This is a genomic window from Caballeronia choica, from assembly GCF_001544535.1.
Classification (GTDB): Bacteria; Pseudomonadota; Gammaproteobacteria; order Burkholderiales; family Burkholderiaceae; genus Caballeronia; species Caballeronia choica.
In genome coordinates, this window is sequence record NZ_FCON02000190.1 from 1 (window position 1) to 12,244 (window position 12,244).

Annotated in this window: 8 protein-coding genes; 2 read left to right on the top strand and 6 right to left on the bottom strand. The window is 65.6% G+C overall.

Annotated features, from left to right (window positions below; genetic code table 11):
• Positions 1-192: 192 nt before the first annotated feature.
• From AWB68_RS38745 to AWB68_RS38760, 4 genes are read right to left on the bottom strand one after another with little or no spacing between them, the layout of a single operon-like run.
• The gene (locus tag AWB68_RS38745; RefSeq protein ID WP_087649500.1) at positions 193-1,653 is read right to left on the bottom strand and encodes an efflux transporter outer membrane subunit; all 1,461 of its coding nucleotides are present in this window, start codon (positions 1,651-1,653) and stop codon (positions 193-195) included.
• Entirely contained in the window at positions 1,650-4,973 is a 3,324-nt protein-coding gene (locus AWB68_RS38750; protein WP_087649501.1) for an efflux RND transporter permease subunit, read from the bottom strand. Before AWB68_RS38750 ends, AWB68_RS38745 begins: the two co-directional genes overlap by 4 nt.
• Positions 4,970-8,092 (bottom strand): efflux RND transporter permease subunit, encoded by a 3,123-nt coding sequence (locus AWB68_RS38755; RefSeq protein ID WP_087649502.1) that lies wholly within the window; start codon positions 8,090-8,092, stop codon positions 4,970-4,972. Before AWB68_RS38755 ends, AWB68_RS38750 begins: the two co-directional genes overlap by 4 nt.
• An 18-nt stretch (positions 8,093-8,110) precedes the next feature.
• On the bottom strand, positions 8,111-9,394 hold the full coding sequence (locus tag AWB68_RS38760; RefSeq protein WP_087649503.1) for an efflux RND transporter periplasmic adaptor subunit: 1,284 nt from the start codon (positions 9,392-9,394) through the stop codon (positions 8,111-8,113).
• A gap of 40 nt (positions 9,395-9,434) precedes the next feature.
• Here AWB68_RS38760 and AWB68_RS38765 point away from each other — a divergent pair, with 40 nt between their 5' ends.
• A complete protein-coding gene (locus AWB68_RS38765) occupies positions 9,435-9,683 on the top strand; it encodes a hypothetical protein (protein ID WP_125483190.1) in 249 nt (82 codons plus the stop codon).
• 60 nt (positions 9,684-9,743) lie between these two features.
• On the opposite strand, the gene AWB68_RS38770 is transcribed toward AWB68_RS38765, so the two are convergent.
• Together AWB68_RS38770 and AWB68_RS38775 are read right to left on the bottom strand one after the other, a co-directional pair.
• A complete protein-coding gene (locus AWB68_RS38770) occupies positions 9,744-10,346 on the bottom strand; it encodes a ParB-like protein (RefSeq protein ID WP_087649505.1) in 603 nt (200 codons plus the stop codon).
• Between the two features lie 31 nt (positions 10,347-10,377).
• A complete protein-coding gene (locus AWB68_RS38775; protein ID WP_087649506.1) occupies positions 10,378-10,875 on the bottom strand; it encodes a DUF421 domain-containing protein in 498 nt (165 codons plus the stop codon).
• A 212-nt stretch (positions 10,876-11,087) separates the two neighbouring features.
• On the opposite strand from AWB68_RS38775, the gene AWB68_RS38780 reads away from it, so the two are divergent.
• Positions 11,088-12,244 (top strand): thiamine pyrophosphate-binding protein (locus AWB68_RS38780; RefSeq protein ID WP_268810973.1); only part of this gene is annotated, 1,157 nt, incomplete at its 3' end.

The following is a 12,244-nucleotide window of genomic DNA, read 5'->3' on the forward strand; positions in this document are numbered from 1 at the left end:
GAGGGAGCGGTCTGGAGGCGCATGGCAAGGATTTGCGGTGGGAAGCTGCTTTCTTTGCTTACTTTCTTTGCAGCAGCAAAGAAAGTGAGTCCCGCCCCGGACAGGGGCAGAGCGAATAAACCAAAAACAAAACAAGTTTCATAGAAGCCCATGCGCATCAAACGGCGTAAACCCACCCCAAGCGCCAGCGACCTACCTCGCCTCGTGAAGCTCACTATCCACCCACCCACCCCCGAGATCCCCAATCAACGATGCCGCGTCAAGCAGCCGCTGCTGCTGCACATTCAACGCCGTCTGCTCGATATTCAACTGCGCAGTCTGCGACGTCGAGACAGTCGTGTAGTCCACAGTCCCGGCCCGGTACTCATTGAGCGCGATCTCAGTGCCGCGCGTCGCGTCACGCACGGCGCGCTCCAGCACATCGGCCTGCTGCGCCAGCACGCGCAACGCGGAGAGGTCGTTCTCCACGCCCTGGAAGGCCGTAAGCACGGTCCCGCGATAGTTCGCTACAGCCGCGTCGTAGCTCGCCTGGGCCGCGGCGACCTGTGCATTACGCTCGCCTCCATCGAAGATCGTCTCGCTCGCCGAGGCGCCCAGCGACCAGACCCGATTGGCGACATGCAGCAAGCCCGATAACGGCGACTGCGTAAAGCCGCCCAGCGCCGACAGCGAAATCGTCGGGTAATACGCCGCCACCGCGACGCCGATCGCGGCGTTCTGCGCGGCCATCTGGCGCTCGGCGGTGGCGATGTCCGGCCGGCGCTGCAGCAGCGTCGACGGCACGCCGACCGGAATCGAAGGCAGCGCCGGCAGCGTCGGATTGTGCGGCAAGTCCAGCTCTTCGGGATTCTTGCCGACCAGCACGGCGATCGCGTGTGCGTTCTGGGCGCGGGCGACGCCAAGCGCGATCAGGCTCGACTGCGCGGTGTCGAGCTGGGTCTGCGCGGTCACCAGGTCGGAGGGCGGCACGGTGCCGGCCCGGTCCTGGTCGGCGACGACGCGCAGCGCCTGCTGGTCCGCCTCGACAGTGCGCGTCAGCAGGTCGATGTTCGCATCCGTCACGCGCAGGTCGATGACCGCGTTGGCGAGCGCGATCTGTTCGGCCAACGTCGCATTGGCAAGCGTCGCTTCGCTGGCCTGGGCGGTCGCGGAACTCGATTCGATGTTGCGGCGCACCTCGCCCCACAAGTCGGGCACCCAGCTCGCGCTCGCTTCGAGCGAACCCGCGTTGTTGATCGCATGGAAGTTGCCCACGCTGCTGCCGAGCGAACTATTGCTGAGGTTGCCCGTCGCCGAGCGTGAGCGGGTGACCGAACCGGTCGCGCCGATCGTCGGAAACAGCGCACTGCGCGCGAGGCGCACCTCGGCCAGCGCTTCCTGATAGTTCGCGTAGTCCTGGCGCACTGTCTGGTTCGACACCGACACCAGCGGCTCCAGTTCATTGAGCAGTGGGTCGTTGAACCCGGTCCACCAGTCGCCCTTCGGGCCATCGGCGGCGGGCTCCGCCTCGGTCCAGCCGGGCAGTTCCTTCCAGGTGGCGGGCGTCGGCACAGCGGGACGGTGATAGTCGGGGCCGACCATGCAGCCGGCCAGCATTGATGCCAGCAACGCCAGCGCGGCGGTGGCCAGCGTAGTGTGGGAGATCGTCTTCATGATGCGTTCGTATCCGGTGCTTCGGGGCGGCGATTCCACGGCAGGCGCGCGGACCACCTCGCGACTCGCGCGCGCAGCCGGTCGAGGTAAAGATAGATCACCGGCGTCGTGTAGAGCGTAAAGACCTGGCTCAGGATCAGCCCGCCCATCACCGTGACGCCGAGCGGTTGCCGCAGCGACGCGCCCTGGCCGATGCCGATCGCGAGCGGCACCGCCCCCAGCACCGCGGCGAAGGTCGTCATCATGATCGGGCGCAGTCGCACGACGGCGGCCTCGTGGATCGCGTCGCGGGCGTTCATGCCTTCGTGGCGTTGCAACTGGATCGCGACATCGACCATCATGATGCCGTTCTTCTTGACGATCCCGATCAGCAGGATGATGCCGATCAGCGCGATCACCGAGAACGGCGTGCCGAAGATCAGCAGCGCGAGCGTCGCGCCGATGCCGGCCGATGGCAGCGTCGAGAGGATCGTGAGCGGGTGAATTGTGTTCTCGTACAGCACGCCGAGCACGATGTAGACGACCACCAGCGCGGCGAGGATCAGGAGCGGCACGGCGCCCATCGACTGCGCGTAGGCTTGCGCGGCGCCCGCGAACGCGCCGTGCACCGAGGCGGGCATGCCGATGTCGCGCCCGGCCTGCTCGATGATCCTGCCGGCCTCGCTGAGCGAACCGTTCGACGGCAGGTTGAACGAGATCGTGCCGGCGACGAGCCCGCTCTGGTGGTTCACCTGCGTCGCGGTGTGGCTGTTCGAGTACGTCATCATCGCGGGTAGCGGTACCATCGTTTCGGCCGCCGTGCTGTCCGCGCTGCCGCTGGAATTGCCGCCCTTGCTGTTCGAGATGCTGTTGGTCTGCTGGTTCGCTTCGGCGTCGGCATTCAGCGAGTTCGTGTTCGCGCTCGCGCTCGAAGCGCTGCTCACGGCGGACCGTTGCGTCACGGGCGAAACGGTGCCGCCGGGCATTCGTGTCTGCTGCGTGCCGCTCGGATTGCCGGCTGCCGTGCTCAGGAAGATCCGGTTGAGCGACTGCGGATACTGCCAGTACGACGGCGCTACCTCCATCACGACGAAGTACTGGTTCAACGCGTTATAGATCGTCGACACCGTGCGCTGGCCGAACGCGTCATACAGGACGTTGTCGATCTGGTTCGGCTGGAAGCCATAGCGCATCGCCGTCGCACGGCTGATGTTCACGTAGGATTGCAAGCCGTTTTGCTGCAGGTCCGAGTTCACGTCTTCCAGTTGGCCGCGATACTTGCCGAGTTCGGTCACGAGCTTCGGCACCCACTTGAAGAGCGCGCTCGCATCGTCGCTGGTCATCGTGTACTGGTACTCGGCGGCGGCCTGGCGTCCGCCGATCTGCAAGTCCTGCTGCGCCTGCATGAAAAGCCGCGCGCCCGAGACCGCATTGAGCCTGGGACGCAGGCGGTTGACCACCTCGGTGGCCGACAGGTGGCGTTGCGCCAGCGGCTTGAGTTCGATGAACACGTTGGCCGTGTTGAGCGCGCGGCCGCCGGTGAAGCCCGCGACCGACGCCACCGCCGGGTCTTTCTGCACGATTGCCTGGAGTTGCGCGAGCTTCTTCTCCATCGCCGTGAACGAGATGCTCTGGTCGGCGATGATCTGCCCGATCAGGATGCCGGTGTCCTGCTCCGGGAAGAACGTCGCCGACAACAGGCGGACCACGAACACGTTGAGCACGAGCAGGCCGATCAGCAGAAGGACGACCGCGAGCGCATGGTCGAGCACGGCGGTCAGCGAGCGCGAGTACGCATTCTTGAAGCGGTCGAACTGCGCTTCGATCCAGCGTGCCCAGCGTGGCTTGGGATGATTCGCTTGCTCGCGTTTCAGCACGTAGGCGCACATGGTCGGCGTGACCGTCAGCGAGATCACGAGCGACAGCAGGATCGCGATCGACAGCGTGACGGCGAACTCATGAAACAGCAAACCGACGATGCCGGGCATCAGCAGGATCGGCAGGAACACCGCGATCAGCGAGAGGCTCATCGAGATCACCGTGAAGCCGACTTCGGCGCTGCCGCGCAGCGCGGCTTCCTTCGGATCGAGGCCGGCTTCGAGGTGGCGCATGATGTTTTCCAGCACCACCACGGCATCGTCGACGACGAAGCCGGTGCCGATCGTCAGCGCCATCAGCGAGAGATTGTCGATGCTGTAGCCGAGCAGGTACATCGGCCCGAACGAGCCGACGATCGAGAGCGGCAGCGCCACCGCCGGAATCAGCGTCGCGCGCGGCGACAGCAGGAAGATGAACACCACGCCCACGACGAGCAGCGCCGCGATGAACAGCGTGCGCTCGGTATCGGCCACCGACGAACGCACCGACTCGGACCGATCGATCGCGACGTTCACGTGGATCGCGCTCGGCAGCGCGGCCTCGATGACCGGCAAACGTGCCCGGATCTGCGAGACGGTCTTCACGACGTTGCTGCCCGGTGTCGGATAGACGATCACGAGCACCGCCGACTTGCCGTTATAGAGCCCGGCGTTGCGGATGTTCTCGTTCGAGTCGCGCACCTGCGCAACATCGCGCAGCAGGACCGGCGCGCCGGTGCGATAAGCGATGACCACGTCGCGATACGGCGCGGCCTTGCTGATCTGGTCGTTCGAGAGGATTTCGTAGCGCTGGTCGCCCTGGTCGACGTGGCCTTTCGCGCTGTTGGCGTTCGCCGCGCCGATGGCCGCGCGCACATCCTCCAGGCCGATGCCGTAGCTGTTCAGCTTGCCCGGCTCCAGTTCGACGCGCACCGACGGCAACGCGCCGCCGCCGAGGGTGATCTGCCCGACGCCGTCCACCTGTGACAGTTGCTGCTGGATCACCGAATCGGCGGAGTCGTAGAGCTGGGCCTTGGTGAGCGTGTCGGAGACCAGCGCGAGCACCATGATCGGCGCGCCGGCCGGGTTGTACTGGCGATAGGTGGGGTTGCTGCGCAGCGTGGTCGGCAGGTCGGCGCGCGCGGCCTGGATCGCTGCTTCGACGTCGCGCGCCGCGCCGTTGATGTCGCGGTTCAGCCCGAACACGACGATGATCATCGACGAGCCCACATAGCTGATCGACGTGAGCTGGCTCACGTCGGCGATGGTCGCGAGGCGGCGCTCCAGCGGCTCGGCGACGGTCGCGGCCATGGTTTCGGGGCTCGCGCCCGCCATGTTGGCCTGGAGCGCGATGACCGGGTAGGCGATGTTCGGCAGCGGCGCGACCGGCAAGCGGAAATACGCCAGTATCCCGGACAGCGCGATCGCGACCGCGAGCAGCGTCGTCGCGACCGGGCGCCGGATGAACAACGCCGAGATGTTCACGGCGCGTTCTCCGGCGGCGCCGAGCGCTGGGCGCGCCGGGCACGCCGCGCATTCACGCGTTGCGCGAGCCGGTCGAAGAACAGGTAGATGACCGGTGTCGTGAAGAGCGTGAGCACCTGGCTAAGGATCAGGCCGCCGATGATCGCCAGGCCAAGCGGGCGGCGCAGTTCCGAGCCGGTGCCGCTGCCGAGCAGCATCGGCAGCGCGCCGAGCATGGCGGCGAGCGTCGTCATCAGGATCGGCCGGAAGCGCAGCAGCGACGCTTCGAAGATCGCCTCGCGCGCGGGCTTCTTGTGCACGCGCTCCGCTTCCAGCGCGAAGTCGACCATCATGATGGCGTTCTTCTTGACGATGCCGATCAGGAGCACGATGCCGATGATGCCGATCACGTCGAGGTCGCTGCCCGCGATCATCAACGCGAGCAGCGCGCCGATGCCGGCCGACGGCAGCGTCGAGAGGATCGTCACCGGGTGGATGTAGCTCTCGTACAGCACGCCGAGCACGATATACACGGCGACCAACGCGGCCACCAGCAGATAGACCTCGCTCGCGAGCGAGTCCTCGAAGGCCTGGGCGGCCCCCTGGAACGTGGACGTGATCGACGGCGGCAGGTTCACCGCGCGCTCGGCGTCGCGGATCTGCCGCACGGCCGCGCTGAGCGACGCGTCCGGCGCGAGGTTGAACGAGATCGTCACCGACGGGAACTGCGCCAGATGGCTGATCATCAGCGGCGAATGCGTGATGCGCAGCGTCGCGATGCCCGACAGGGGCACCTGGCCGGTGCTGCTCGTCTGGCTCGGCAGATACAGGTTGCCGAGCGACTGCACGGTGGGCACCGCTTCAGGCTTGGCGACGAGGATCACGCGGTACTGGTCGGACTGCTGGAAGATCGTCGAGACGATGCGCTGGCCGAGCGCGTCGTAGAGCGCGTTGTCGATCGTGGCCGCCGTGATCCCATAGCGCGCCGCCAGTTGCCGGTTGACTTCGACATAGACGCTCAGGCCGTCGGTGTTCAGGTCGCTCGTGACGTCGGTGATCGCGGGGATCTTCTTCATCCGGTCGATCAGCGCCGGCACGTACTGGCTGAACGCCTGCTGGCTCGGCCCGCGCAGCACGAAGTTGTACTGGTTGCGCGAGATCGAGGTGTCGAGCGTCAGGTCCTGCTCCGGTTGCAGGTACAGGCGGATGCCCGGCACGTCCGCGACTTCCTGCTGGATGCGCCGGGCGATGTCGCCGGCGGTGAGCGAGCGGTCGTCGCGCGCGCGCAGGTTGATCAGGAAGCGGCCGTTGTTGAGTGTCGGATTGGTTCCGTCGATGCCGACATACGACGTGATCGAGACGACGTCCGGGTCTTTCAGGATCGCGTCGGCGAGCGCGGTCTGGCGCCGGACCATTGCCGGGTACGAGACCGAGTTGTCGGCCACGCTGATGCCCTGGATCACGCCGACGTCCTGCACCGGGAACAGGCCCTTCGGGATCACGATGTACAGGATCGCCGTGAGCGCGACGGTGCCGAGCGCGACCAGGAGCGTCAGCATCTGGTGATCGAGCACCCAGCGCAAGCCACGCTCGTAGGCGGCGAGCGTCTTGTCGAAGATGCTTTCGCTGATGCGCTCGAAGCGGCTCGGGTGGCGTTGCGCCTGCGCACGCAGAATGCGCGCGCAGAGCATTGGCACGACCGTCAGCGAGACGACCGCCGAGATCACGATCGTCACCGCGAGCGTGATCGCGAACTCGCTGAAGAGCCGGCCGATCACGCCGCCCATGAACAGCAGCGGGATCAGCACCGCGATCAGCGACACCGTCAGCGAGAGGATCGTGAAGCCGATCTGCCCCGCGCCTTCGAGCGCCGCTTCGAGCGGCGTCTTGCCTTCCTCCAGATAGCGGACGATGTTCTCGATCATCACGATCGAATCGTCGACGACGAAGCCCGTGGCGATGATCAGCGCCATCAGCGAGAGGTTGTCGATCGAATAGTTGAGCTGGTACATCACGGCGAGCGTGCCGATCAGCGAAACCGGCACGGAGATGCTCGGGATGATGGTGGCCGGCACGTTGCGCAGGAACACGAAGATCACGAGCACCACCAGGATGACCGCCAGCACCAGTTCGAACGCGGCGTCCGACACCGACGAGCGGATCACGCCAGTGCTGTTCGACACCACCGTGATCTGCATGCCCGCCGGCAACGTCGATTCGAGTTGCGGCAACTGCTTCATGATCTGGTTCACGGTCGCGATCACGTTCGCGCCCGGCTGGCGCTGCACGTTCAGCACGATCGCGGGCGTGTGGTTGTACCACGCGCCGCGCTCCACATCCTGCGGCGCCTGGCTCACGTGCGCGACATCGCGCATGTAGACCGGCGCGCCGTTCTGGTACGCGATCACGGTGTCCAGATAGTCCTTCGGGTCGACGATCTGGTCGTTCCCGTTGATCGTGTAGTCGAGCTCCGGGCCGTCGAAGTTGCCCTTCGGCTGACTGACGTTGACATTCGCCAGCAGCGTGCGCAGGTCGTCGATGTTCAGGCCGTAGGCGGCGAGCTTGCGGGGGTCCGCTTCCACGCGCACGGCGGGCACGTTGCCGCCTGCCGTCGTCACGAGACCGACCCCGGGCACTTCCGAGATCTTCGTCGCGAGACGGTTGTTGGTCGTGTCCTGCAACTGGATCAGCGACATCGACTTCGACGTGATCGCGAGCGTGAGGATCGGCTGGTCGGCCGGATTCACCTTGGCGTAGGTCGGCGGCGCCGGCAGGCCGCTCGGCAGGAAGCTGTTGGCCGCGTTGATGGCCTGCTGGACGTTCTGCTCGGCGATGTCGAGATTGAGCGTGAGATCGAACTGCAGCGTAATCACCGACGCGCCTTCCGAACTGTACGAGACCATCTGCTGCAGGCCCGGAATCTCGCCCAGTTGCACTTCGAGCGGCGCGGTGACGGTGGTCGCCATCACGTCCGGGCTCGCGCCCGGGTAGAAGGTCTGCACCTGGATGGTCGGGTAGTCGACGCTGGGCAGCGACGAAACCGGCAGGAAGCGCACCGCGACCAGCCCGACGAGCACCAGCGCGATCATCAGCAGCGACGTCGCCACAGGCCTCAGGATGAACAGGCGGGAGATGTTCATCGACGGGAGGCGCGCATGCTAGGACGCCCGTGACGCCGCGGCGGACGCGTGCGCGCGCGGCGTGTGGCTCGCGCCGGACGCGGGCGCTTCGGCTGCTCCCGAAGCCGCGCCCGAAGCCGCGCCTGACGCCGCGGCCGCGCCGCTGGCGGCAGCCGGCCGCGCCGTGGATGGCTTGATCTTCACGCCGTCGCTCAGGCGGTCCATGCCGTCGACGACGACCACGTTGCCCGCGGACATCCCCTCCGCAATCACCGTGTGCTGGCCGTCGCCCGGTCCCAGCGTGACCTTGTGGACCGAAACCGTGTTGTCCGCGTTGACGAGATACACGTAGTCGCCCGGTGCGCCGCTCTGCACGGCGGGCGTGGGCACCAGCACCGCGTTTTGCAGCGTGTCGACCAGCAGCTTCACGTTGACGAATTCGTTCGGGAAAAGGGCCTCGTCTTCATTGGGGAAGGTCGCGCGCAACGTGACGGTGCCGGTGGCGGTCGCCATCTGGTTGTTGATCGCGTACAGCGTGCCCGTGGAGATGAGGCGGGCGTTGTCGCTGCTGTACGCCGACACGGGCAGACGTGCGCCTGAATGGAAGCGCTGCAGCACGTTGCCGAGCTCGTTTTGCGGCACCGTGAACTGGACCGTGGTCGGCTTCATCGTCGTGATCACGACGATGCCTGGCTGGCTCGACGCGGTCACATAGTTGCCCGGATCGACGAGGCGCAGCCCGACCCGGCCCGACACCGGCGCGGTGATGCGGCAATAGGCGAGGTCGAGGTCGAATTGCGCGATGTTGGCCTCGTCGGCCTTGACGGCGGCTTCGTCCTGCTGGACGAGAAACTTCTGGTCGACGTAGGTCTGCTCGGCGATCGACTTGCGTTCGTTCAACTGCGTAAAGCGCGCGAGGTCGGAGCGGGCCTGCGCGAGCGAGGCCTTGTCTTTCGCCAGTTGGGCTTCGGCCTGCTGCTTGCTGATTTCATACTGGCGCGGATCGATTTGCGCAAGGAATTGCCCCTTCTGCACGTCCTGGCCTTCCCGATAGCCGACCGCGGTCAGGTAGCCGCTCAGTTGCGGCAGGACGGTCACGGTGGCGACCGGGGTGACGGTGCCGAGTTCGCTCAACGTTTCCGGCATCGGGCCCGTCGTCGCGGTGGCGACCGTCACGACTTGCGGCGCCGCGCCGGGCTTCGGCGCCTTCGAGCGGATCACGTGCACGATCACGAGCGCGATCAAGGCGAGTGCCACGACCACCAGCAAGATGCGTCCCCATCGCCGCGGGGGCGTCGTCCGGATTGGCGACACTTCGCTCATGGCAGCCTCCCGTCGCGCCGGGCAGCGGCGCCGCGAGTCGATGACGCCCGATGCAGCTCGCGAGCAGGGGGCGGCTGTCTGGCGCCGGGACGGCCTGGCCGATTGCTGTCGAAGAGCCGCATACGAACTCCCACGATTGGGTGTCGCCGTCGCCGACGACAAGAATCCGGATATTCAGCAGGGCAAGTCTATCCGACTGCAGGCCGATCTTTGCGGCATCGCGGGGTCGGCAAGTTGCGATTTATTACGGAAGGCGGGTGCGTTGCGGTGCGTCATCCGCAAGACCTGACACTATGCTTTCGCAGCATTGGCGGCGCCTGCCTCGCAGGGGCGGCGCAACGTCGCGCGATCAGGCAGATGGCTTCTTCTTGCCCAGAAAGCCCGGCAAGCCGATCGCCGACTCGCTTCTCGCGATATCGATGCCGCGACGCACGGCGGCATCGAATTCGTCGTCCGTCGCCGGCGCCGCGATGAACGCCCGAAACAGGTCCGCCCAACGAAACTCTTCGAGAGGCACGGTCGTCTTCTCGTAGCCGCCCGCCTCGCGCACGAGCCCGGCGATGCTCCGGTAGGGGTCGTCTTCCAGTTCGTATACGTGCTTCGGTATCGCGCCGAACGCGATGCGCCGGACCTTCGCATCATACGGCCAGGTCCAGCGGCGGTTCTCGAGCGTGAGCCAGAACTGCGCGCGGTCGAGCGACGACAGGTCCGCCACGAGCACCACCGGAAACTCCTTGATGCCAGCAGCCCATAACGCCGCCGCGACGTGATGATGGTCGATAGCGAAGGCGTTGCCGTCGGGTCCGATCACGTAGGGGATTGGCTTTTCGGCAATCGCCATGGCGAGATCGTGACCCGCAAGCGCCTTGTACTCCCGGGTCTTCTTCTCGACCTCGCGCAAACCATGCGTGGCCTGAGTCGGGCGAAGGTGTTCGATGGCGATACGTTTCATTGGCTTTTCGTGCTCTGTTTATTGAGTCGCTTCAATTTTCACCGGGTGTGCGGATCAGGCTGATCTCGCCATTCCGTTCCAGCAGCACTCTGTCGATGCGGGACAGGTCAAGCGATCCAAGCTGACGCCGCACGCTTTCGAGCACGTCGGTCTCGGTGATGAGCGCCGCCGACATCTGCTTCTGGTCAAAGCGTCCATCGCGATACAACTCGCGCGGGGCGCCGCCCACAAGCCGTTCGAGCCGTTCCGAGTGTACACAGCCCCACGCCAGTATCCGATGCAACAACACGATGACGAGCGACGCGATAGCCGTGGGAACAGCGGGCGACGCGCCGACGATTATGCGCGAAAGCGTCGCACCGAGGAGGATCGCGACGACATAGTCGAACGGCGAGCGCTGTCCAAACGACCTCCTGCCGGAGATGCGGATCATGACGAGCGCGGCGATGAAAACGACTGCCGCGCGCGCGGCCATTTGCAGTGAATCGAGATCCCGGCCGCTGCCAAACAGGGCTTCGATGAGGTTCATGTCCGTCGTCCTTTTTATGTCTGTCGCGCGTTGCAAGCAGCGGGCCCAGAGATCGCATATCGCGTTTTACATAGTGTAATGCCGTGTGGGAGCGCCGACTTCTGCACCGATGCGACCCGGCACGGCGCTTGCGAAGTGGCCGTGATCCGACGTTCAAACGCTGTTAGCGCAACGTCGTCACGAAATGCTCCGTGGTTCGCAAGGGGGTTGTAATGTCGGAAACCGTCGGCGACTTTCTGGTCGATCGTCTTTACGCGTGGGGCGTGCGTCGCATCTTCGGATATCCGGGCGACGGCATCAACGGCGTCTTCGGCGCGCTCAATCGCGCGAAGGACAAGATCGAATTCATTCAGGCACGCCACGAAGAAATGGCGGCATTCATGGCATCCGCGCATGCCAAATTTACCGGCGAACTCGGCGTGTGCATTGCGACTTCGGGTCCGGGCGCGTCGCATCTCCTGACCGGTCTCTACGACGCACGCTTGGACCACATGCCGGTGCTCGCGATCACCGGGCAACAGGCCCGCGCCGCGCTCGGCGGCCACTATCAGCAGGAACTCGATCTTGTATCGATGTTCAAGGACGTCGCCGGGGCTTTCGTGCAGCAGGCGAGCGTGCCGTCACAGGTCCGCCATCTGGTCGATCGCGCCGTGCGCACGGCGTTGTCGCAACGCAAGGTGACGGCCATCGTCCTGCCGAACGACCTGCAGGAACTCGAATACGAAGCGCCCGCGCGCAAGCACGGCACGCTGCATTCGGGCGTCGGCTTCAGTGCGCCGAAAGTCGTCCCTTACGATGCCGATTTGCGACGCGCCGCCGAGGTCCTGAACGAGGGCAAGAAGGTGGCGATCCTGGTCGGGGCCGGCGCGCTGAATGCGACCGATGAAGTCATCGCGGTGGCCGACAAGCTCGGTGCGGGCGTGGCGAAGGCGCTGCTCGGCAAGGCCGCGTTGCCCGACGACCTCGCCTGGGTGACGGGCTCGATCGGTTTGCTCGGCACGAAACCGAGCTACGACATGATGATGGAGTGCGACACGCTGCTCATGATCGGCTCGGGCTTTCCCTACTCGGAATTCCTGCCGAAGGAAGGCCATGCGCGAGGCGTCCAGATCGATGTCAAGGCCGACATGCTGAGCCTGCGCTATCCGATGGAAGTGAACCTCGTCGGCGACAGCGCCGAGACCTTGCGCGCATTGCTGCCGATGTTGGCCGAGAAGACGGATCGCGCATGGCGCAAGAAGATCGAAGGCTGGACCGCCGAATGGTGGCAGACGCTGGAAAAGCGTGCGCTCGAACCGGCCAAGGGTGGCGTCAATCCGCAACGCAGCGTGTGGGAACTGTCGTCGCGCATCCCGGCCGATGCGATCGT

Excerpts from the sequence above, each read along its gene's own strand:
- AWB68_RS38745 (WP_087649500.1), bottom strand. The coding sequence starts at position 1,653 with ATGAAGACGATCTCCCACACTACGCTGGCCACCGCCGCGCTGGCGTTG.
- AWB68_RS38760 (WP_087649503.1), bottom strand. The coding sequence starts at position 9,394 with ATGAGCGAAGTGTCGCCAATCCGGACGACGCCCCCGCGGCGATGGGGA.
- AWB68_RS38770 (WP_087649505.1), bottom strand. The coding sequence starts at position 10,346 with ATGAAACGTATCGCCATCGAACACCTTCGCCCGACTCAGGCCACGCAT.
- AWB68_RS38765 (WP_125483190.1), top strand. The coding sequence starts at position 9,435 with ATGACGCCCGATGCAGCTCGCGAGCAGGGGGCGGCTGTCTGGCGCCGG.
- AWB68_RS38775 (WP_087649506.1), bottom strand. The coding sequence starts at position 10,875 with ATGAACCTCATCGAAGCCCTGTTTGGCAGCGGCCGGGATCTCGATTCA.
- AWB68_RS38755 (WP_087649502.1), bottom strand. The coding sequence starts at position 8,092 with ATGAACATCTCCCGCCTGTTCATCCTGAGGCCTGTGGCGACGTCGCTG.